Annotated in this window: 18 protein-coding genes and 1 tRNA gene; 16 read left to right on the forward strand and 3 right to left on the reverse strand. The window is 65.4% G+C overall.

Going from position 1 to position 22,777, the window contains the following annotated elements:
• Positions 1-31: 31 nt before the first annotated feature.
• Entirely contained in the window at positions 32-892 is an 861-nt protein-coding gene (gene hisG, locus M1D93_RS08620; RefSeq protein WP_163163209.1) for an ATP phosphoribosyltransferase, read from the forward strand.
• A 64-nt stretch (positions 893-956) separates the two neighbouring features.
• Positions 957-1,733, forward strand: coding sequence for an imidazole glycerol phosphate synthase subunit HisF (gene hisF / locus M1D93_RS08625; protein ID WP_461174682.1), 777 nt, complete (start codon positions 957-959; stop codon positions 1,731-1,733).
• A gap of 81 nt (positions 1,734-1,814) precedes the next feature.
• On the opposite strand, the gene M1D93_RS08630 is transcribed toward hisF, so the two are convergent.
• Positions 1,815-2,459: a TIGR03085 family metal-binding protein gene (locus M1D93_RS08630; protein WP_461174683.1), complete on the reverse strand. Its 645-nt coding sequence runs from the start codon at positions 2,457-2,459 to the stop codon at positions 1,815-1,817.
• Between the two features lie 111 nt (positions 2,460-2,570).
• Between M1D93_RS08630 and hisI the strand changes: the two genes are divergently transcribed.
• The 11 genes from hisI to pyk all read left to right on the forward strand — a co-directional run bounded on the left by hisI (position 2,571) and on the right by pyk (position 17,907).
• Positions 2,571-3,026 carry a phosphoribosyl-AMP cyclohydrolase gene (gene hisI, locus M1D93_RS08635; protein ID WP_461174684.1) on the forward strand — a complete coding sequence of 152 codons (456 nt, stop codon included), beginning with the start codon at positions 2,571-2,573 and terminating at the stop codon, positions 3,024-3,026.
• A gap of 120 nt (positions 3,027-3,146) precedes the next feature.
• Positions 3,147-4,709: an anthranilate synthase component I gene (locus M1D93_RS08640; RefSeq protein WP_461174685.1), complete on the forward strand. Its 1,563-nt coding sequence runs from the start codon at positions 3,147-3,149 to the stop codon at positions 4,707-4,709.
• Positions 4,709-5,353: a Trp biosynthesis-associated membrane protein gene (locus tag M1D93_RS08645; protein ID WP_461174686.1), complete on the forward strand. Its 645-nt coding sequence runs from the start codon at positions 4,709-4,711 to the stop codon at positions 5,351-5,353. The genes M1D93_RS08640 and M1D93_RS08645 overlap by 1 nt, the downstream gene beginning before the upstream one ends.
• 103 nt (positions 5,354-5,456) lie before the next feature.
• Positions 5,457-5,744 carry an HGxxPAAW family protein gene (locus tag M1D93_RS08650; RefSeq protein ID WP_458778783.1) on the forward strand — a complete coding sequence of 96 codons (288 nt, stop codon included), beginning with the start codon at positions 5,457-5,459 and terminating at the stop codon, positions 5,742-5,744.
• Positions 5,744-6,565, forward strand: a complete 822-nt coding sequence (gene trpC, locus M1D93_RS08655; protein WP_461174687.1) for an indole-3-glycerol phosphate synthase TrpC — start codon at positions 5,744-5,746, stop codon at positions 6,563-6,565. Before M1D93_RS08650 ends, trpC begins: the two co-directional genes overlap by 1 nt.
• A 119-nt stretch (positions 6,566-6,684) precedes the next feature.
• Positions 6,685-8,013 (forward strand): tryptophan synthase subunit beta, encoded by a 1,329-nt coding sequence (gene trpB, locus M1D93_RS08660; RefSeq protein WP_461174688.1) that lies wholly within the window; start codon positions 6,685-6,687, stop codon positions 8,011-8,013.
• Between the two features lie 11 nt (positions 8,014-8,024).
• Complete coding sequence (gene trpA, locus M1D93_RS08665) at positions 8,025-8,855, forward strand: tryptophan synthase subunit alpha (RefSeq protein ID WP_461174973.1); 831 nt, start codon at positions 8,025-8,027, stop codon at positions 8,853-8,855.
• Between the two features lie 3 nt (positions 8,856-8,858).
• On the forward strand, positions 8,859-10,025 hold the full coding sequence (lgt, locus tag M1D93_RS08670) for a prolipoprotein diacylglyceryl transferase (RefSeq protein WP_461174689.1): 1,167 nt from the start codon (positions 8,859-8,861) through the stop codon (positions 10,023-10,025).
• A gap of 263 nt (positions 10,026-10,288) precedes the next feature.
• Positions 10,289-14,902, forward strand: coding sequence for a glutamate synthase large subunit (gene gltB, locus M1D93_RS08675; RefSeq protein WP_461174690.1), 4,614 nt, complete (start codon positions 10,289-10,291; stop codon positions 14,900-14,902).
• Positions 14,895-16,352: a glutamate synthase subunit beta gene (locus tag M1D93_RS08680; protein WP_461174691.1), complete on the forward strand. Its 1,458-nt coding sequence runs from the start codon at positions 14,895-14,897 to the stop codon at positions 16,350-16,352. The genes gltB and M1D93_RS08680 overlap by 8 nt, the downstream gene beginning before the upstream one ends.
• A gap of 64 nt (positions 16,353-16,416) precedes the next feature.
• On the forward strand, positions 16,417-17,907 hold the full coding sequence (gene pyk / locus M1D93_RS08685) for a pyruvate kinase (RefSeq protein WP_461174692.1): 1,491 nt from the start codon (positions 16,417-16,419) through the stop codon (positions 17,905-17,907).
• A gap of 68 nt (positions 17,908-17,975) precedes the next feature.
• On the opposite strand, the gene M1D93_RS08690 is transcribed toward pyk, so the two are convergent.
• Complete coding sequence (locus tag M1D93_RS08690) at positions 17,976-18,581, reverse strand: ANTAR domain-containing response regulator (RefSeq protein WP_163163231.1); 606 nt, start codon at positions 18,579-18,581, stop codon at positions 17,976-17,978.
• A 203-nt stretch (positions 18,582-18,784) separates the two neighbouring features.
• Between M1D93_RS08690 and M1D93_RS08695 the strand changes: the two genes are divergently transcribed.
• Positions 18,785-18,866 (forward strand) — tRNA-Leu (locus M1D93_RS08695).
• 490 nt (positions 18,867-19,356) lie between these two features.
• On the opposite strand, the gene M1D93_RS08700 is transcribed toward M1D93_RS08695, so the two are convergent.
• Positions 19,357-19,857 (reverse strand): alcohol dehydrogenase catalytic domain-containing protein, encoded by a 501-nt coding sequence (locus M1D93_RS08700; protein ID WP_461174693.1) that lies wholly within the window; start codon positions 19,855-19,857, stop codon positions 19,357-19,359.
• 370 nt (positions 19,858-20,227) lie between these two features.
• Between M1D93_RS08700 and M1D93_RS08705 the strand changes: the two genes are divergently transcribed.
• Positions 20,228-21,121, forward strand: a complete 894-nt coding sequence (locus M1D93_RS08705; protein WP_461174694.1) for a VOC family protein — start codon at positions 20,228-20,230, stop codon at positions 21,119-21,121.
• Between the two features lie 224 nt (positions 21,122-21,345).
• Positions 21,346-22,710, forward strand: a complete 1,365-nt coding sequence (locus M1D93_RS08710; RefSeq protein WP_461174695.1) for an MFS transporter — start codon at positions 21,346-21,348, stop codon at positions 22,708-22,710.
• Positions 22,711-22,777: the final 67 nt, after the last annotated feature.

The raw sequence follows: 22,777 nt of genomic DNA on the forward strand, positions 1-22,777 counted from the left end.
ACTAGACCTCCCACATCCAGAAAGATTTCCCATGCTGCGAGTAGCCGTCCCCAACAAGGGTTCCCTGTCCGAAGCCGCCTCCGCCATGCTGTCCGAAGCCGGCTACCGCCAACGCCGCGATACCCGCGAACTGGTCATGGTGGACCCGGACAACGACATCGAATTCTTCTTCCTCCGTCCGCGCGACATCGCCGTTTATGTCGGTCAGGGAACGCTCGACGTCGGCATCACCGGACGCGACCTGCTGCTGGACGCGGAGGTGGAGGCCGAGGAGCTGCTTCCGCTGGGTTTCGCCGCTTCCACCTTCCGCTTCGCCGGGCCGGTGGGGGACTTCGCCAAGGTTGAAGAGCTGGAGGGCAAACGGCTGGCCACCAGCTACGACGGCCTGCTCCGCGGCTACCTGGCTGAACGCGGCGTCAACGCCAAGGTGGTCCGCCTGGACGGCGCTGTCGAATCTTCCGTGCGGCTGGGAGTTGCCGACGCCATCGCGGACGTCGTCGAAACCGGCAACACCCTCAAGGCAGCCGGAATGGAGATTTTCGGCGAGCCGATCCTCAAGTCCGAAGCCGTCCTGATCCGGCGGACCGAAGAAGGCGGTGCCGCAAACGGCACAGCCAAGGAAATTGAGGTCCTGATCCGCCGCCTGCAGGGTGTCCTGGTGGCCCGCCAGTACGTGCTGATGGACTACGACATCCGCAAGGAACTTGTGGAACAGGCCGCCGCCCTGACGCCTGGCCTGGAATCACCTACGGTCTCCCCGTTGCGGGACTCGGACTGGGTTGCCGTGCGTTCCATGGTGCCCAAGAGGGAAACCAACCGGATCATGGACGAGCTGTACGACCTCGGCGCCCGCGCCATCCTGGTCAGCAGCATCCACGCCTGCCGCATCTGATCCCGCCTCCGCAGCAGAACCGCAGCGGGCAGTACGCCCGCTAACCAGAATTCCAGGAGTTCCCATGGCTGTAGCCGTACGCGTCATTCCGTGCCTCGACGTGGACGCCGGACGCGTCGTCAAGGGCGTCAACTTCGAGGGCCTCCGTGACGCGGGCGACCCGGTGGAGCTGGCACACCGCTACGACAACGCCGGCGCCGACGAGCTGACCTTCTTGGACGTCACGGCGTCCTCCGGCAACCGCGAAACCACCTTCGATGTGGTCCGCCGGACCGCTGAGGAAGTATTCATTCCGCTGTGCGTGGGCGGCGGCGTCCGCGGTGTGGCAGAGGTGGACAAGCTCCTTCGATTTGGCGCGGACAAGGCCTCGATCAACACGGCAGCGGTGGCACGGCCCGACGTCATCGACGAGATCACCCGGCACTTCGGTTCCCAGGTCCTCGTCCTGTCGGTCGACGCCCGGCGCACCCGGCCCGGGTCCCAGCCCACGGCGTCGGGATTTGAAGTAACCACCCACGGCGGCCGCACCGGCACGGGGATCGACGCCATCGCGTGGGCTAAGGAAGCCGCGGACCGCGGCGTGGGGGAGATCCTCCTGAACTCGATCGACGCCGACGGCACCAAGGACGGCTTCGACCTGGAACTCATCAGCCTGGTCCGGGCTGCCGTCAAGGTGCCCATCATCGCTTCCGGCGGCGCGGGGGAGCCGGCACACTTTCCGCCCGCCGTCGCAGCCGGCGCCGACGCGGTCCTGGCCGCATCGATCTTCCACTGGGGACCGGACGACATGATGTCGCAGGTCAAGACCGCCATCAGGGAAGCCGGCTTCGAAGTCCGCTAGCGTCTTCCAACCCAAGTAAGTAGCACTAAGTGTCGTTCTGAGCGCTCGAAACGACACTTAGTGCTACTTAGTTGGGAGGGGTTAGAGCCCTACTTCGGCTGACTGCAGGAGGGCGACGGCGTCCGGCTGGCCTTCGAAGGTGACCAGGGCGTGGCGGGTGCGGCCGTGGGCGTGCATCAGCAGTTCGCCCGGCTCGCCGACGATCGCGACCGAAACGGGAGCGCGCTTGGCGACATGCCGAGGTCCTGAAGGACGCACCAGCACGATTCCGAGATCAACTCCGCGGTACAGGATGGCGGCGCGCTTGACGAGCTCATCCCAGAGGGCGTCCGAGTAGGCTTCGTCCAATGCCCTCGGTGCCCACCGGTCCACGGCGCGGCGCACGTCTTCGGTGTGGACAAAGTACTCGATCAGGTTGGCACTCTCATCCAGCCCCTTGATGTTCATGGGCGAGAGAGCCGGCGGCCCGGAGCGGAAGGTGTTAACCAGCCGGGCGTACGCGTCCACCGTGGTGACCTTCGCGGCCAGCTTGGCCGTAGCCTGGTCGGATGCCTTCGCCAGGCGCTTGATGATCAAACCCAGTCCCACGGCGGCTTTGCGTTCACGCAGGTAAAGGTGCGCGGCAAGGTCCCTGGTGCGCCAGCCTTTGCAGAGCGTGGGCGCGTCGGGACCGGCCGCAAGGAGGGTTTCGGCCAGGACTTCTCGGGACGGGTCGACGAAATGCATCACTTGTGAAACTAGCACGAGAGCCCCGCAGTTGGGCAGCGCGGCAGCGGCGCAGGCGTGCCGTTGTTCACACAGGAATTGGGGCCTGGCCAAGGCACTAGACTTGACCTGATGTCTGAGCAGCCCGCCCCCGCCCCAACCCCTGATTCCGCCCTGTCCGCAGCGCCGTCGGCAGGCCCGGCCGGAACCCCGATCGCCGTGCCGCCGGCAGGTCCGCTCCCGGCGGAGCTGGCCGCGGCCCTCAAGCGCGACAGCGCAGGCCTGGTGGCCGCCGTTGTGCAGCAATTCGACACCAACGAAGTGCTGATGCTGGGCTGGATGGATGACGAGGCGCTGCACCGCACCATGACCAGCGGGCGGGTCACCTTCTACTCCCGCTCCCGCCAGGAGTACTGGCGCAAGGGAGACACGTCCGGGCACGTCCAGTGGGTAAAATCCGTGGCCATGGACTGCGACGGCGATGCGCTGCTGGTGCGCGTGGACCAGGTAGGCGCCGCCTGCCACACCGGCACCCGCACCTGCTTCGACGGCAGGGACCTGGCGGTCAGCACAGGCCAGGCAGGCTGACTTTCTTTTCTTTTACCGCAGGTTGCTGCGGGACGCGGGGGAGGGCTTGGCCACCCCTGCCAGCACACCACCAGGCGCCGGCGCGGCCGGCCCTACAAGAACAGGCGGAACAGCATAGCCATGCAGGACCTTGGAATCATCAGCCCGGGCCTTGAGGAGTTCCGGGAACTCGCCGGCCACAGCCGCGTCATCCCCGTACGGCTCAAGGTACTTGCCGACGCCGAGACGCCCATAGGTTTGTACCGGAAGCTCGCCCAGGGGCAGCCCGGAACGTTCCTGATGGAGTCCGCTGCCGTGGGCGGGGCCTGGTCCCGCTACTCGTTCATCGGCGCCAGGTCCCGGGCAACCCTGACCACCAAAGACGGGAACGCGCACTGGCTGGGCCAGCCGCCCGCGGGCGTCCCGGTGGACGGCAGCCCCGTGGATGCGGTCCGTGACACGATCGAAGCCCTCCGCACGGACAGGTTCGACGGCCTGCCGCCCTTCACTTCCGGCCTGGTGGGTTTCCTGGGCTGGGAAACCGTGCGGCACTGGGAGCGCCTGGTGAGCCCGCCCGAGGATGACCTGCAGCTGCCGGAGATGGCGCTGAACCTCGTCACGGACATGGCCGTGCACGACAACGTTGACGGCACGGTGCTGCTGATCGCCAACGCCATTAACTTCGATGACAGCTCCGAGCGCGTGGACGAGGCCTGGCACGACGCCGTGGCGCGGGTCAAGGCGCTCCTGGCAAAGGTCAGCACGCCGGTGGCGCAGCCGGTCTCCGTCCTGGCTCCGGCGGCGCTGGACTTCGCTTCCAGCGTTCAGGAGCGCTGGGACGAAGCCGAGTACCTGGCTGCGCTGGACCGCGGCAAGGAAGCCATCGTGGACGGCGAAGTATTCCAGGTGGTGATATCCCGCCGCTTCGAGATGGAATGCAAGGCCTCCGCCCTGGACGTGTACCGGGTGCTGCGGAACACGAACCCCAGCCCGTACATGTACATCTTTAGCCTGGAGGACGCCGAGGGCCGGGAGTATTCGATCGTCGGGTCCTCGCCGGAGGCCCTCGTGACCGTTACCGGTGAAGAGGTCATCACGCACCCCATCGCCGGGTCCCGGCCGCGCGGCAAAACCGTGGAGGCGGACAAGGCCCTCGCTGAGGAGCTGCTGGCGGACCAGAAGGAACGGGCAGAACACCTGATGCTCGTGGATCTTTCCCGCAACGACCTTTCCAAGGTGTGCGTGGCCGGAACCGTGGATGTCACGCAGTTCATGGAGGTGGAACGCTTCAGCCACATCATGCACCTCGTCTCCACCGTGGTGGGCCAGCTCTCGCCGAAGGCCAAGGCCTACGACGTCCTGAAGGCCACCTTCCCGGCAGGCACTCTGTCCGGCGCACCGAAACCCCGCGCCCTGCGGCTCCTCGATGAGCTCGAACCGCACCGCCGCGGCATCTACGGCGGAGTGGTGGGCTACCTCGATTTCGCTGGCGACATGGACATGGCCATCGCCATCCGCTCCGCGCTGCTCCGCGAGGGCCGGGCGTACGTCCAGGCCGGCGGCGGCATCGTGGCTGATTCGGTCAACCCCACCGAAGCCCTCGAAACGGTGAACAAAGCCGCGGCACCGCTCCGCGCGGTGCATACGGCGGGCTCGTTGCAGAACATCTCGGCGGACACCTTCCAGGGTGGGGCGGGGTCCTGATGTCCGGCCTCGAACCGGCAGCAGGCAACACGGCGACCACCCAAAAGGCCTCCGGCGCCCCTGCCTGGGCACGAAAGTCGACGTTGGTGCTGCTCGTGGCCGTCCTGGCGCTGGCGGTATTCGGCACCACCACCCAGACCTGGATGACGGTCACGCTCGACCCGAACCAGGTGGGCCAGGCAGGTGCCGCGCAAACAGCGCTGGAAGTCCAGGGCAGCAAGGCTGCCACGGCCGTCACGGCGCTGGCCCTCGTGGCCCTGGCGGGCGGGCTGGCCGCCGCGATCGCCGGCAGGATCGCGAGGTGGATCATCACCGCCATCATCGTCCTGGCGTCAGCCGGAATCGTTGCCGCTGCCGCCACTGTCCTGGCCAATCCGCTGGCAGCAGCCCAGGGGGCCATCGCAGCCGCAACCGGAATCACGGGCAGCCAGGCGCACGTGGCTGTGACCGCCTTCCCGGTGCTCGCCGTCGTCGCCGGTTGTTTGCTGGCCCTGGCAGCCCTGCTCATCATTCCTGCCGGGCGGCACTGGAAGACCCGGACGAAATATGACGCGCCCGCCGCCGGCAGCGCGGCCCCGCCGGCTGGTCCGGTGGACGAAATCGACAGCTGGGACCGGCTTTCCCGCGGCGACGATCCCACCTGAGCCGTCCCGGCCATGCGCCGTCGCCGCGGGCCGACCGCCGATACGCGGCCACCGGCCAATAAATGGCAGAATGTAAGCAGTATCCACCCTGAGGAGATTTTCCATGAGCAAAGCACCTGCGTCCGTTTCCAAGTCAGGCACCCGCACGGTAGCCCCCGGCGCCATCGACCACAGCCAGGAACTCGGCCACGGCAACAGCCCCGCGGCCTGGACCTGCGTCATTGTGATGCTGGTGGGCGCCCTCATCATGTCAATCGCTTTCGTCATCGCCAACACCCCCATCTTCATCGCCGGCGGCGGCGTGATGGTGCTTGGGCTGATCCTCGGCTTCATCATGCGCAAGGCAGGCTACGGCGTCGAAGGCAGCAAGCTGAAGAACTCCGGCCACTGATGGCAACTGTTCTCGATGACATCAATGCCGGTGTCAGGGAGGATATGGACGCGCGGAAACGCCTCGTTTCCCTCGCTGAACTCAAGGACCGGGCCCAGGCCGCAGCGCCCGCGCGCGACGCCTGGGCCGCCCTCGGCGGTACCTCCCCGTCCCGGGAACAGCTGAAAGTCATCGCGGAAATCAAACGCCGCAGCCCCTCCAAGGGCGACCTCGCCGCCATCGGCGATCCCGCCTCGCTCGCGCGGCAGTACGCCGACGGCGGTGCCTCCGTCATCAGTGTCCTCACCGAACAGCGCCGCTTCAACGGCTCGCTCGCGGACTTCGATGCCGTGCGTGCCGCGGTGGACGTTCCGCTGCTGCGCAAGGACTTCACCCTCGACGAGTACCAGATCTGGGAAGCCCGCGCCCACGGCGCGGACCTGGTCCTGCTGATCGTGGCGGCCCTCTCCGACGCACAGCTCACCGAGTTTTCGGCGCTCAGCTCCGAACTTGGCATGAACGTGCTGGTGGAAACGCACACCGAAGAGGAAATTGAACGGGCTGTCGCCGCCCAGGCCCGGATCATCGGCGTCAACGTGCGGAACCTGAAGACGCTCGACGTCGACCGTTCCGTGTTTGCCTCCCTGGCGGGCCTGATTCCGGCCGAGGCCCTCGTGGTGGCCGAATCCGGCGTCCGCGGCGTGGACGACGTCACCCACTATGCCGCCAGCGGCGCCAACGCAGTCCTGGTGGGCGAGGCCCTGGTAAGTCACTCCACCCCGCGCGAGCGGATCGCGGAATTTACGGCGGCCGGCGCCGCCGCCATCGCCGCCCGCGGCTGACCGGACGCCCCTGCACACAGCACTGTGGTCAGGGGCTGTTTGCCGCCCGCGGATTTTTCCGGCACTGCCGCCGGAACACCAACACTTACTGAACGATCAACTGGAACAGGACGGGACTGATGGCTGACGCACCCTCAGCGAACGCTGACAACAACGCCGCGGAAGCATTCCTGCAGGGCGGCTCCCTCAAGCACGCCCCGGGACCCTACTTCGGCAGCTACGGGGGACGCTGGATGCCGGAGTCCCTTATCGCCGCTTTGGACGAGCTCGAGGAGACCTTCGACAAGGCCAAGGAGGATCCGGAGTTCCGGGCCCAGATCGCGGACCTGAACAAGAACTACTCCGGCCGCCCCTCCCTCCTGACGGAAGCCAAGCGCTTCTCGCAGCATGCCGGGGGAGTCCGGATCTTCCTCAAGCGCGAGGACCTGAACCACACCGGTTCACACAAGATCAACAACGTCCTTGGCCAGGCCCTGCTCGCCAAGCGCATGGGCAAGACCCGCGTGATCGCTGAGACCGGCGCAGGGCAGCACGGCGTGGCCAGTGCCACCGCCGCCGCCCTCATGGGCCTGGAGTGCGTGGTGTACATGGGTGCGGAGGACTGCCGGCGCCAGGCGCTGAACGTTGCGCGCATGGAGCTCCTCGGCGCCACCGTTATTCCTGTCACCAGCGGCTCTCAGACCCTCAAGGACGCCATCAACGACGCCCTGCGGGACTGGGTGGCCAACGTGGACAACACCCACTACCTCCTCGGCACGGCAGCAGGTGCGCACCCGTTCCCGGCCATGGTCCGGTACTTCCATGAAGTCATCGGTGAAGAAGCCCGCGCCCAGATCCTGGAGCAGGAGGGCAGGCTGCCTGACGCCGTCTGCGCCTGCATCGGCGGCGGCTCCAACGCCATCGGCATTTTCCACGGCTTCCTTGACGATCCGTCGGTCAAGATCTACGGCTTTGAGGCAGGCGGCGACGGCGTGGAGACCGGCCGGCATGCGGCCACCATCACCCTGGGCAAGCCCGGCGTGCTGCACGGCGCCCGCTCCTACCTCATGCAGGACGACGACGGCCAGACCATCGAGTCCCACTCGATCTCCGCCGGCCTCGACTACCCAGGCGTGGGACCGGAGCACTCCTACCTCGCCGACATCGGGCGCGTCAGCTACGAGCCGATCACGGACAGCGAGGCGATGGAGGCCTTCCGGCTCCTGTGCCGGACCGAAGGCATCATCCCCGCCATCGAATCCGCGCACGCCCTGGCCGGCGCCATCAAGGTGGGGCAGCGGCTGGCTGAGGAAGCCGCCGCTGCCGGCGGGACGGCGCAGGACAAGATCGTCATCGTGAACCTTTCCGGCCGCGGCGACAAGGACGTTGCCACCGCAGCCGAATGGTTTGACCTGTTGGACAAGGATTCCGCCGAATCGGAAATCGGCAAAGAGGGGGAGCAGCTGTGAGCGGCGCAGAGATGACGAACAGGGCACAGACCATCAGCAAGTCAGCGGCGGCCATCGACAAGGCCCGCGCTGAAGGCCGCGCCGCCCTCATCGGCTACCTGCCCGCCGGTTACCCCAGCGTGGAACAGACCATCGCCGCCGGCATCGCCCTGGCGGAAAACGGCGCCGACCTCATCGAGATCGGCATCCCCTACTCGGACCCCGTGATGGACGGCCAGGTCATCCAGGCCGCCACCACGGAGGCCCTGGCCAACGGCTTCTCAGTGCGCCAGGTCTTTGACGTGGTGGCAGGCATCACCAGCAAGACCGACGCCGCTGTCCTGGTGATGACCTACTGGAACCCCGTGGTCAGGATGGGTGTGGACGAGTTCTCGCGGCGCCTGTCTGAGGCCGGGGGAGCAGGGCTCATCACTCCTGACCTCATCCCTGACGAGGCAGCCGAGTGGATGGAAGCGTCGGACAAGTACGGCCTGGACCGGGTGTTCCTGGTGGCGCCGTCCTCCACTACCGAACGCATGCAGCGGACCGTGGACGCGAGCCGCGGATTCGTCTACGCCGTGTCCATCATGGGCGTCACCGGCGCCCGGACCTCGGTCAGCACGGCAGCCAAGGACGTGGTGGCCGCGGCCCACGCCGCCGGCGCCGAGCGAGTCTGTGTAGGACTCGGCGTCTCCAACGCCGACCAGGTCCGCGAGATCGCTGCGTACGCCGAAGGCGTCATCGTAGGCACGGCGCTGGTGGCCGCAATCCGCGACGGCGGCGTGGACGCCGTCGCTGCGCTCACCAAGGACCTCAGCACCGGACTCAGCCGTGACACCGGACTGACAGAGGAAGAAGCCTAATCCATGCAGACGCTCCTTCAGGCAGCAGCCATGGTGCCCGCCAGCATCCCCAGCCCGGACTGGTCCGGCTTCGACATTCCCCTGCCGTGGGGGACGCTGCGCATCCACGCCTACGCCCTGTGCATCCTGGCGGGAATCGTGGTGGGCCTGTGGCTGACCTCTGCCCGCTGGGCAAAGCGCGGAGCACCTGAGGGCAGCGTCTGGGACATCGTCGTCTGGGCGATTCCCTTCGGCATTATCGGCGGCCGGCTTTACCACGTCGTTTCGTCCCCGGACGCCTACTTCGGTCCCGGCTTCGACGGCACTGGAGATCTCTCCCTGATCCCGCAGATCCAGCGCGGCGGCTTGGGCATCTGGGGCGCCGTGGTCCTGGGCGTGGTGGGGGCATGGATCGGCTGCCGCCGCAGCGGGGTCAAGCTGAGTGCCTTCCTTGACGCCGCCGCGCCCGGGCTGCTGCTTGCCCAGGCCGTCGGCCGCTGGGGCAATTGGTTCAACCAGGAACTGTTCGGCGGCCCCACCACCCTGCCGTGGGGACTTCAGATCGACGCCGACAACGCGAACTTCCCCGCCGGAGTCCCCGCCGACACCCTGTTCCACCCGACGTTCCTCTACGAATCGCTGTGGAACCTGGCCGGCGTCGTCATCCTGCTTGCCCTGGACCGGAAGTTCAACTTCCGCCGCAGCAGGCTGTTCTGGCTCTACGCCATGTATTACACGCTGGGCCGGGTCTGGATCGAAGCCATGCGCATCGACGACGCCGAGCAGATCTCGCTTTTTGGCATCACCACCCGGCTCAACGTCTGGACCAGCATCTTCGTCTTCCTGGCCGCCCTGGTGGCGTTCATCCTGCTGGGAAGGAAGAAGCGCACGGAGCCGGACAGCGTGTACCTGCCGGGCCGCGAACCGGCGGAAAAGCAGGAGGCGAAAACGGATAAAAACGCTGTATCAGCGGCTGGCGATCCGGTCCGTGATACGGACCCCGTTGTCTCAGATAGTGGTTCGCGTGATAATCTCCCTGATAACCAAAGCGGTTCCCGGCGTGCTTCCGTCCCCACGGAAGAAGCCGAGGCTGCGCCGGCAGGCCCCAAGCCAGGTCCGGACGCAACCGCTGCCGGAAGTTCCGGCAGCACGGCCACAGGAACCGCGCCGGAAGCCGGTGCTACCAAGTAGCGCGCAGGCCAGGCAGGGCAGCAGAGCCACCGCTCGAAGCGCCCAATCACCACAGTGTCGTGGCATCGGGGCCGCCCTGGACAGCATAGAGCTGCTGCCCAGTGTTGCCCGGGGCAGGGGCTTGCGTAACTGTTAGTTCAGCAGGCCACCCTGACCTACAATTTCCAGTAATCAACACTTTGTTGTGCCCATAACAGCGGCGCCGACGAGTGGGGCCAACGGTGTCCCTTCCATACGCACGATCAGGAGGAAGGACGTCTCCCATGAGCCAAACTCTTCACACTCCCAGCTGGTCCGAACCGGACCAGCCTGAGGCTGCCATGTCGCCGTTCAAGCGCTTCGCCGCCCTGCCGGAGGCAAGCGGGCTGTACAACCCGGAGCAGGAGAAGGACGCCTGCGGCCTTGCGATCATCGCCACCCTCCGCGGCGAGCCGGGGTACGACATCGTGGACGCCGCCCTCACCGCCCTGCGCAACCTCGAGCACCGCGGTGCCGTGGGCGCTGACGAAGGCACCGGTGACGGCGCAGGCCTCCTGATGCAGATCCCGGACGAGTTCTTCCGCGCGGTCACGGAGTTCGAACTTCCCGCACCCGGCCAGTACGTGGCGGGCACCGCATTCCTTCCCGCCGAACAGCGCGAGGCCGACGCCGCCAAGGCAGGCATCGAGGGCCTCGCGGCTGACGAGGGCCTGAAGGTCCTCGGCTGGCGCGAGGTGCCCATCGTCGCCGACCTGGTCGGTGCCATGGCACGCGCCTGCATGCCCTACTTCTCCCAGCCCTTCCTGGCGTCCGCCACGGGCGAGGAACTGGACCGCAACGAACTGGACGCCCGCGCCTGGCGGATCCGCAAGCGCGCCCAGAACAAGTTCGGTGTCTACTTCCCGTCGCTGTCCTCGCGGACCATCGTCTACAAGGGCATGCTCACCACCGCCCAGCTCGAGCCGTTCTACCCGGACCTCTCGGACAAGCGCTTCAAGACCAAGCTCGCGATCGTCCACTCGCGCTTCTCCACCAACACCTTCCCGTCCTGGCCGCTGGCCCAGCCGTTCCGCACCATCGCGCACAACGGCGAAATCAACACGGTCAAGGGCAACCGCAACTGGATGCGCGCCCGCCAGTCCCAGCTCGCCAACCCGCTGCTGGGTGACTCGCCGGAAGAGCTGTACCCCATCTGCACCCCCGGCGCCTCGGACTCGGCGTCCTTTGACGAGGTAGCCGAGCTGCTGTGGCTCTCCGGCCGCCCCATCACACACTCGATCATGATGATGATCCCGGAGGCCTGGGAAAACCACGCCACAATGGACCCGGCCCGCCGTGCGTTCTACGAGTACCACTCCCTGCTCATGGAGCCCTGGGACGGACCGGCAGCTGTTTCCTTCACCGACGGCAACCTGGTGGGCGCAACCCTGGACCGCAACGGCCTGCGTCCGGGCCGCTTCTGGATCACCGAGGACGGCCTGATCGTCTTCGCCTCCGAGGTGGGCGTCATCGACGTCGAACCTTCCAAGGTGGTCAAAAAGGGCCGCGTGTCCCCGGGCAAGATGTTCCTGGTGGACACCGAGTCCGGCCGCATCATCGACGACGAAGAGGTCAAGGCCGAAGTGGCCGCCGCCAACCCGTGGGCGGAGTGGGTCAAGGACAACCTGATCGACCTGAACGACCTGCCCGAGCGCGAGCACGTGGTCCACACCGCCGCGTCGGTGAACATCCGCCAGCGCACCTTCGGCTACACCACCGAGGAACTGAAGATCCTGCTGGGCCCGATGGCCCGCACCGGTGCCGAGCCGCTGGGCGCCATGGGCTCCGACACCCCGGTGGCCGTGCTGTCCAAGCGTCCCCGGCTGCTCTTCGACTACTTTGTGCAGTCCTTCGCGCAGGTGACCAACCCGCCGCTGGACGCCATCCGCGAAGAGCTGGTCACGTCGCTCACCTGTGCCATTGGCCCCAACGGCAACCTCCTTGACACCAAGCAGGTCCGCCAGCCCCAGGTCCAGCTGCCGTTCCCGGTCATCAACAACGACCAGCTCGCCAAGATCGCCAACATTGAAGATGCCGACGGCAACCGCGTCGCGATGAAGGTCCGCGGGCTCTACCGCCCCGAAGGCGGCGAAAACGCGCTCCGTGCCCGGCTGACGGAAATCTGCGAGCAGGTATCCGGCGCCATCAACCGCGGCGTGCAGTACATCGTGCTCTCCGATCGCGACTCCAACGCGCAGTGGGCGCCCATCCCGTCCCTGCTCCTGGTCAGCGCGGTGCACCACCACCTGCTCCGCAGCGCCAACCGCACCAAGACCGCCTTGATCGTGGAAGCGGGCGACGTCCGCGAGACGCACCACGTTGCAGTCCTGATCGGTTACGGCGCCTCCGCCGTCAACCCTTACCTGGCCATGGAATCTGTGGAGCAGCTCATTGCCGCCGGCGACGTCACCGGGGTCACCCCGCAGGACGGCGTCTACAACCTCATCAAGGGCCTGGGCAAGGGCGTCCTGAAGATCATGTCCAAGATGGGCATCTCCACCGTGGCGTCCTACACCGGCGCGCAGACGTTCGAGGCACTGGGCCTGGGCCAGGAACTGGTGGACGAATTCTTTGCCGGCACCCACTCCCAGCTTGGCGGCGTGGGCCTGGACGTCATCGCAGCCGAAGTTTCGGCGCGCCACCAGATGGCGTACCCCGAGGGCGGCATCGAGCAGCCCCACCGTCCGCTCCTGGGCGGCGGCGAGTACCAGTGGCGCCGCGACGGCGAGCCGCACCTGTTCAACCCGGAGACCGTCTTCCGGCTGCAGCACGCCACGCGTGAGCGCCGCTACGACATCTTCAAGGCGTACACCAGGGGAGTGGACGACCAGTCCCAGAACCTGATGACCCTCCGCGGCCTGCTCAAGTTCAAGAATGAGCGCCCTGCGGTTCCGCTCGAGGAAGTGGAACCCGTTTCCAGCATCGTCAAGCGGTTCTCCACGGGTGCCATGAGCTACGGCTCCATCTCCCAGGAGGCCCACGAGACGCTGGCCATCGCCATGAACCAGCTGGGCGGCAAGTCCAACACCGGTGAAGGCGGCGAGGACGTGGAGCGCCTGCTCGACCCGAAGCGCCGTTCCGCGGTCAAGCAGATCGCTTCCGGCCGCTTCGGCGTCACCAGCCTTTACCTGACCAACGCCGACGATATCCAGATCAAGATGGCGCAGGGTGCAAAGCCCGGCGAGGGCGGCCAGCTGATGGCGCAGAAGGTCTACCCGTGGGTGGCCCGCACCCGCCACTCGACGCCCGGCGTCGGACTGATCTCCCCGCCCCCGCACCACGACATCTACTCGATCGAGGACCTCGCGCAGCTCATCTACGATGCGAAGCGCGCCAACCCCTCGGCCCGGGTGCACGTCAAGCTGGTGTCGGAAGTCGGGATCGGCACCGTGGCGTCCGGCGTGACCAAGGCGAAGGCCGACGTCGTGCTCGTTTCCGGCCACGACGGCGGAACCGGCGCCTCGCCGCTGAACTCGCTCAAGCACGCCGGCGTCCCGTGGGAGCTCGGCTTGGCCGAGACGCAGCAGACGCTGATGCTCAACGGCCTGCGCGACCGCGTGGTGGTGCAGGTTGACGGCCAGCTCAAGACCGGCCGCGATGTTGTGATCGCTGCACTGCTGGGCGGCGAGGAGTTCGGCTTCGCCACCGCCCCGCTGGTGGTGGAAGGCTGCATCATGATGCGCGTCTGCCACCTGGACACCTGCCCGGTGGGCGTTGCCACGCAGAACCCGGAACTCCGGGCACGCTTCAGCGGCAAGCCCGAGTTCGTGGTCAACTTCTTCGAGTTCCTGGCCGAGGAAGTCCGCGAAATCCTGGCAGAGCTGGGCTTCCGGAGCCTCGAAGAAGCCATCGGCCACGCCGAGGTCCTCGACGCCCGGGATGCCGTCAACCACTGGAAGGCCGACGGCCTGGACCTGGATCCGATCCTGCACGGGCTGGAGTTCGACGACGACGCCCCGCTGCGGAACATGACGGGCCAGAACCACGAGCTGGACAAGCACTTCGACCAGCGGCTGATCACCATGGCTACTGAGGCCCTCACGGACCGCAGCCCGGTGAAGATCGCCGTGGACGTGATCAACACGGACCGTTCAGTGGGCACCATGCTGGGCCACGTGGTCACCAAGACGTTCAGCACGGACGTCCTGGCCACGGACACCATCGACGTCACCCTCAGCGGCACCGCCGGCCAGTCCCTCGGCGCCTTCCTGCCCGCAGGCATCACCCTGCGGCTGTTCGGCGACTCCAACGACTACGTGGGCAAGGGCCTTTCCGGTGGGCGCATCATCGTCCGCCCGGACCGTACCAATGTGTTCAAGGCGGAGACCAACGTCATCGCCGGCAACGTGATCGGCTACGGCGCCACGAGCGGCGAAATGTTCCTGCGCGGCCAGGTGGGCGAACGCTTCCTGGTCCGCAACTCGGGCGCCACCGCCGTCGTCGAAGGCATCGGCGACCACGGCTGCGAGTACATGACCGGCGGCCAGACGCTGATCATCGGCCGCACCGGGCGGAACTTTGGTGCCGGCATGTCCGGCGGCACCGCCTACGTCCTTGACCTGGACGCTGCCAAGGTCAACAAGGACGCACTGCAGTCCGGTGAACTCCAGCTCCGCGAGCTGGACGCCGAGGACCGCGACATCGTGCACGGCCTCCTGGTCAAGCATGTTGAAGAAACTGATTCCCAGCTGGCCGCGCGCCTCCTCGAGAACTTCGATGACACCGCCGCCCGCATTACCAAGGTGCTGCCGCGTGACTACGCGGCTGTGCTGCAAACCCGTCTCGACGCCATCGAAGAGGGCCTGGACCCCGACGGCGAAGAAGTGTGGTCCCGAATCCTGGAGGTAACCGGTGGCTGATCCACGCGGATTTTTGAAAGTACGCCAGCGGGAAACCCAGCCGCGCCGTCCCGTTCCCGTCCGCATCATGGACTGGAAGGAAGTGTATGAGGCGCAGGAAAAGGGCACCCTGAAGGCGCAGGCCGGCCGCTGCATGGACTGCGGCATCCCGTTCTGCCACCAGGGCTGCCCGCTGGGCAACCTCATTCCCGAGTGGAATGACCTCATGTGGCGGGACAAGGGCGAGGAAGCCATCGAGCGCCTCCACGCCACCAACAACTTCCCCGAGTTCACCGGCCGGCTGTGCCCCGCCCCGTGCGAGGCGTCGTGCGTGCTGGGCATCAACCAGCCTGCCGTGACCATCAAGCAGGTGGAAGTCTCCATCATCGACGAAGCCTGGGACAACGGCTGGGTCAGCCCGCTGCCTCCCGCACGCCTGACCGGAAAGACAGTTGCCGTCGTCGGCTCCGGGCCTGCCGGCCTGGCCGTCGCGCAGCAGCTCACCCGTGTGGGGCACACCGTGGCAGTGTACGAGCGCGACGACAAGATCGGCGGCCTGCTGCGGTACGGCATCCCCGACTTCAAGATGGAAAAAGAGCAGGTTGACCGCCGCGTCGAGCAGATGAAGTCGGAGGGAACCCGCTTCCGCACCGGCGTAACGGTGGGCACGGACGTGACCTGGGAGCAGCTACGCAGGCGCTACGACGCCGTCGTGGTCTGCACCGGCGCTACCGTTCCGCGTGACCTGCCCATCCCGGGCCGGGAACTCGAAGGCGTGCACTTCGCCATGGATTACCTGGTTCCGGCGAACCGCGTGGTTGCGGGGGAGACGGTGGAGAACCAGATCCATGCCCAGGGCAAGCACGTCGTCATCCTTGGCGGCGGCGATACCGGAGCGGACTGCCTGGGCACGGCGCACCGCCACGGTGCTGCGTCCGTCACCACGCTTGCCATCGGCAAGCAGCCGCCGTCTGAACGGGCGGGCCACCAGCCGTGGCCGACGTTCCCCACGCTGTTCGAAGTTGCCAGCGCCCACGAGGAAGGCGGCGAGCGGACCTACCTTGCCTCCACCGTTGAGTTCGTTGGCGAGAACGGGAAGCTCACCGGCGTCAAGGTTGCCGAGACGGAGTTCGTTGACGGCAAGCGCCTGCCCAAGGCCGGTAGCGAGCGGATCATCCCTGCGGACCTGGTCTTCCTGTCCCTGGGCTTCACCGGGGCTGAGCCGGCCGGCATCACCGAGCAGGTCAACGCCGAGTTCGACGGCCGCGGCAACGTGTCCCGCGACGGTTACTACATGACCAACACCGAGGGTGTCTTCGTTGCCGGCGACGCCGGGCGCGGCCAGTCCCTGATTGTCTGGGCCATCGCCGAAGGACGCGCCGCCGCAGCAGCAGTGGACAAGTACCTGATGGGCAGCACCATCCTGCCCGCACCCGTGGCGCCCACCGATCGGGCCATCGCCGTCCTCTAGTGCCGCATCGAGGGTTCACCTCCATGACAACTTAACCAATGCAAGAGACCAATAGGGTAGGTATATGAGACGCGCAAAAATTGTGGCTACGTTCGGCCCGGCAATTGCCAGCTACGAAAACACCCTCGCGGTGCTGGAAGCCGGCGTTGACGTCGCCCGCATGAACATGAGCCACGGCGACTACACCGTGCATGACAACACCTACGAGAACGTCCGTAAGGCAGCAGCCGATCTCGGCAAGGCAGTGGCCATCATGGCCGACCTGCAGGGACCCAAGATCCGCCTGGGCCGGTTCGTTGACGGCCCGCACGCCCTCGCCGTTGGTGACACCTTCACCATCACCACCGAGGACGTTCCCGGCACCAAGGACATCTGCTCCACCACGCTGAAGAGCCTCACCGAGGACGTCAACGTGGGCGACGCCCTCCTGATCGACGACGGCAAGGTGGCCCTGCGTGCCACGGCTGTGGACGACGTCAAGGTCGTTGCCGAAGTGACCGTGGGCGGCATGGTGTCCAACAACAAGGGCATCAACCTTCCCGGCGTTGCCGTCAACGTTCCCGCGCTGAGCGAAAAGGATGAGGACGACCTCCGCTGGGCCATGCGCCGCGGTGTTGACCTGGTGGCCCTGTCCTTCGTGCGTGACGCCTCCGACATCACCCGCGTGCACGAGATCATGGACGAGGAAGGCCGCCGCGTGCCGGTCATCGCCAAGATCGAAAAGCCGCAGGCTGTTGAGCAGCTTTCTGAAATCATCGACGCGTTCGACGCCATCATGGTGGCCCGTGGCGACCTTGGCGTGGAGCTTCCGCTGGAGGAAGTGCCGATCGTCCAGAAGCGTGCCATCGAACTGGCCCGCCGCTGGGCCAAGCCGGTCATCGTGGCAACCCAGGTCCTGGAATCAATGATCGACAACCCGCGCCCCACCCGCGCCGAGGCCTCAGACTGCGCCAACGCCGTGCTGGACGGTGCTGACGCGGTTATGCTCTCCGGCGAGACCAGCGTGGGCAAGTACCCGATCGAGACGGTCAAGGTCATGGCCCGGATCATCGAGTCCACCGAGGTCCACGGCCTGGAGCGTGTTCCTCCGCTGGGCACCAAGCCCAAGACCCGTGGCGGCGCCATCACCCGTGCCGCCGTCGAAATCGCCGACCAGCTGGACGCGAAGTACATTTGTGCTTTCACCCAGTCCGGCGACTCGGCTCGCCGCCTCTCGCGCCTGCGCCCCATCAAGCCGGTCTTCGCCTTCACCCCGGTGGAGCAGGTCTGGAACCAGCTGGCGCTGACCTGGGGCATCCAGCCGGTGCTGGTCCAGATGGTGGACCACACGGATGAGATGACCGCGCAGGTTGACCGCAGCCTCCTGGAGATGGGCCTGGTGGACGACGGCGACCTGGTGGTTATTGCCGCCGGTTCGCCTCCCGGAAAGGCCGGTTCCACCAACTCCCTGAAGGTGCACAAGGTGGGCGACCTCGCCGACTCCACGCGTGTTGGCGAAGCCGCCAGCAACAAGGAAAAGCTCGGCCCCTGGCCGGAAAAGAAGAAGAAGGCCTAGGCTTTCGGATAGCGAAAAGGACCCCTGCCGGTTGGCAGGGGTCCTTTCTTCTGTCTACGACAGTGCTGTTAGTTGACCTGGTTGATGATGGTCTCGGCCACTTCGCGCATGCTCAGGCGGCGGTCCATGGAGGTCTTCTGGATCCAGCGGAAGGCTTCCGGCTCCGTGAGGCCCATCTTGGTGGTGAGGAGGCTCTTGGCGCGTTCCACGAGCTTGCGGGTGGCGAACTGCTCCTGGAGGTCGGAGACCTCGCTTTCGAGCGCCTTGATTTCCTCGTGGCGGGAGAGGGCGATCTCCAGGGCCGGGATGAGGTCGGCCGGGGTGAAGGGCTTGACTACGTAGGCCATGGCGCCGGCGTCGCGGGCGCGCTCGACGAGTTCCTTCTGGCTGAAGGCGGTCAGCAGCACCACGGGGGCGATGCGGGCCTTGACGATTTTCTCTGCTGCGGAGATGCCGTCCATGACGGGCATCTTGACGTCCATCAGGACCAGGTCCGGCTTCAGCTCTTCAGCCAGCTGGACGGCTTTCTCGCCGTTGTCCGCTTCGCCGATGACGTCATAGCCTTCGCCGCGCAGGATTTCGATGATGTCGAGGCGGATGAGGGTTTCATCCTCGGCCACAACGACGCGGCGCGCCGGCTGGGACGTGGGTTTTGACTCCGTCTGTTCAGTCACGGGATCTCCTTGGAAAGGTACGGCGGGGACATCACTATCTTAGGTGCGCCCGGTCCTGTACTTGATCTGCATGGTCAGGTGCGGCGACGGCGGCGCGATTCTGGAATTCAGCCTATCTGCATGTAGAGTAATTCCGCGTACGTGAAGCGATCGCGTTGCTCACAATCAGCTGTGGGCGTACCCTGTTGCTTCATGTAATCCGCGCCCGAGTGGCGGAATTGGCAGACGCGCCGCACTCAAAATGCGGTATCGAAAGGTGTGTGGGTTCGAGTCCCACCTCGGGCACAGCATATCCCCTCGTCAGAGGGGTTTTTGCTTTAACGTGTTGACATGGCTTGTGGTGGCGTCCCTCTGACGCTAGGTTTGCGGGCTGTGGCCTGGCTGCCGCGGAGCCTATTCAGGTGTGTGGGGTGGCGGGTTCAAGTCCCTGGCTAACACCCTTAACTGCTGCACGTCTAATCAGTTTGACGGCAGTCCTGCAGGATCTTGCCAACGTGATCCGGTTTCGAAGTGGGCGTGCGCCGCGGCTACTTCAGAAAGTGGGTTCACCCTTTCTGTTATCAGTCTGATTGCCCCCGCTGTCAGGAACGGGAGGACAAAACGTTTCACGCCTGCCATGATCGCCGTCTTCTGTTCGGGGGAGCGGTCCCGCAGCAGCGTCCCAGACACGGATGCCTTCTTCTAAGCGAAGTCCTCCTCCTCGTAGTTAATTAGGATGTCAGCGCCGACACAACGGGCCACACCTCGAGCTTCGCGTAGCTAGACGCGGTGACTGCTATCCGCCCTCCGAAGACTTTGATGAGCTGGATACCAAGGACTCCAATATCCCCTGTGGCTCCGTGGATAAGAACAGTTCAGCGGTAGCGAGACGACCTGTGTGATAAATAATCGAAACCAGTGTGGCTGCAGCCTCTGGTACCCCAGCGGCTTCGATCAACCCGATTCCCCTCGGGATCGGGAGGACATGGCCCGCGTTGAGGGCGACATATTCGGCGTGTCCGCCTGAGGCAAGAAGTGCCATGACGTGGTCGCCGAGGATGAAGCCGTCAATACCTGATCCCGCTTCTACGATGGTTCCGGAAATTTCCATTCCGAAGATTTTTGAGGCACCTGGGCCAAGATTGTGTCGTCCCAGCCGTTGCAGTGAGTCATCCCTATCTAGACCTGCTCCTGCTACGCGGATGAGAACCTCCTCGGCTTGTGGTCTCGGATCCGGGAGTTCTTCCACAACGAGAGTTTCCAAACCTCCGGGTGTTCTAAAGCGAACAGCCTTCATGATTCGTATTCCTAGGTGTGCAAAGCGGGGAGTCATCCGAGACGAGCCCGACTAAGCCGAAGGCGAGCACCCTCTGATCCGTCTGCATCGTCTGAGATGCCTCGCGGAGGTCAAGCAATTCCCCCACCGCTGACGGCATCCGCCGATATTGTCGCGGCGGGCCCAGCAAGCGTCGGTTAGTTGAGGTAGGGGTTGGGATGCCTAGGTACTGGGTGGTGGTGTATTCGGCTCTGCCGCCGGAATCGCTCGGCAACACAGCCGTTTTTTGTTTTATCAGTGGATAATCGATTCTACTTGGGATACTGTTTTATCCGAGATGTAGTGGGTATCACATATCCGCTAGCGCCGTGCTAAAGAGTAGGAGACAAGGATGTCTTGGGGATTGATAAGCGCCATGGGCCACGTAAGCATTCAGACGACGGACCTCAGTAACTCGGTATTTGACGCGACCCAGATCCTTGGACTCCGTGAAACGGAACGGACTTCCGATGCTGTGTACCTTGCTGCCGGTAATGTCCACCATGAGCTGGTCTACGTCGAGTCTGATGTCAACGGGGTGGATGGGTTCGGCCTGGTCGCGGCCAGCGGCGACGCGCTGCGGGAGATCCGGCGGCGTGTGGAGAACGAGAACTTCACGATTCTCAGCAACAAGCCCCGCGGTGTTGGGATTGAGGACGGTTTTTCCTTCATCGGGCCTGAGGGCGTCGTCTTCGAAATCTACGTAGGCATGCAGGAGAACATCGCTCCTCAGCAGTCCTTCGGTCCGGACCGGTACGGCCACTTCAACTTCCACCCCCGGGACGTCGGCGGCATGATGCGCTTCCTGCATAGGGTGCTGGATTTCCGACTTTCGGACGTTATCGGTGACGACTTTGCCTATTTCATGCGGTGCAACCCTGACCACCACGGCATTGCCCTGGTCCGCGGCGAGGGAACCCTGCACCATCACGCCTGGCAGACGCAAAGCATTTCCGATCTCGGAAAGCTCGGTGACCGGCTGAACAAGCTGGGACGGGAGCTGATCTGGGGCCCGGTGCGCCACGGCGCAGGCCACAACATCGCCGCATACTACGTGGAGACCTCCGGGGCTGTCGTTGAGCTTTACACGGACCTGGAACAGATTTACGACGACTCCCGTCCCCCGGTGGTGTGGGGCGAGGACGAGAACTGGTACAACATGTGGAGCGCCTACCGCCCCATGGATTTCCGCAAGTTCGGGCTCGCCCCCGTGGATCCCCGGTTCCTCAGCAGCCTCCACCGGTAGGCGCTGCACGTTCACCACCGAGGTAGCCGCAACGCCCCACGTCCACTTCCGCGTCGGCACCCCTGCTGGTCACGGATTAAATACTTTCACCACGGTTATGCTTTATTGATTGGTCATCTACTGTGATCTGCGTCATGCTTGAAAGAGCGCATGAAGGGGTTGCTTCGGGATAGGTCCAACATCGCCGTCGGTCACCGAACTCTCACAGCTTTCGAAAAGAGATCATGTTGAAACCGAAAACCGCTCAAGAGAGAAGCCGGAAACAGGTCGACCTGCCATCGAGCAGCAAGCCAGCCCCGGTTGACTCGCTGAACACCAAGGACATGCGCCGCATCCTGGGCTCCAGCCTCATCGGCAGCATCATCGAGTACTACGACTTCATCCTTTACGCCACCGCTGCATCCCTGGTGTTTGACCGGGTCTTCTTCGCAAACCTCGGCCCCGGCCTTTCCCTGTTTGCCTCCTTCGCGACCCTTGCGGCCGGATACGTCGCCAGGCCTCTCGGCGGCATCGTCTTCGGGCACTTCGGCGATCGCATCGGCCGGAAAAAGATGCTGGTGCTGTCGATGCTCATGATGGGCGGCGCGACCGTCCTGATCGGGCTCCTGCCCACCACGGCCCAGATCGGCGTTGCGGCGCCGATCATACTGGTCCTCCTGCGCGTCATCCAGGGCATTTCAGTTGGTGGGGAGTGGGGAGGCGCCACCTTGATGGCCCTGGAACACGCGCCCGCGAAAAAGCGCGGCCTCGCCGCAGCATTCGCCAACGCCGGCGGACCGGCCGGTGGCCTGCTGGCCACGCTAGTGGTTTCCGCCGTTTCCGCCCTGACCGGGGACCAGTTCCTGGTCTGGGGCTGGCGGATACCCTTCCTCCTCAGTGCCCTCCTGATCCTGATCGGCATGATCATCCGACTTCGGGTGGCAGAGACACCGGTCTTCCAGAAGCTCGATGCCGAAGCCGCTAAAGTCAAGCACCCGCCCCTGCTGGAGGTGCTCCGCAATCATCCGCGTCTCGTCGTGGTCACACTCGTGGCAACGCTGGGATTCTACGCCTGCCAGGGACTGCTGACCGTGTGGGGCGTCTCCATGGCTGTGGGGAGCGGCGTGGACCGATCCGGAGTCCTGAACTGGAAGGGAGTTGCCGCCGTGGTAACGGTGGCAGTCTGCTTCTACACCGCCCGCCTCAGTGACCGAATCGGGCGGCGCACAGTCCTTACCGGCGCGGGCGTGGCTGCCATCGTCCTCGCCTTTCCCCTGATCATGCTGCTCACGAACGGGACCCTCTGGGGGTTTGCGGTTGCAGTGGTGGTCGGCAACGGACTGGTTCAGGGGGCGCTGGCGGGACCCATCGGAGCCTACATCTCCGAGCAGTTCCCCACCGGGGTCCGCTACACAGGAGCATCCCTGTCCTACCAGGGAGCCTCGATGATCGGGGCGGGCTTTACGCCCATGATCGCCACGGGCCTCGTTCTTGCAGCCGGTGGCGGAATATGGATGGTGGCGGTGTTCTGGATCGCCATCCTGGCGGCGGGCCTCGTAGCAGTACGCCTCACGGCTGAGGGCTCACGCGTCAAGCTCGACGCCCCCTAAGCCTTCCCCACGGCACATACCGAAGCGGGACGGCACATTAGCCTTCGTCGTTTTGGTTCATGCCTTC

The organism is Arthrobacter sp. Z1-9 (assembly GCF_054792695.1).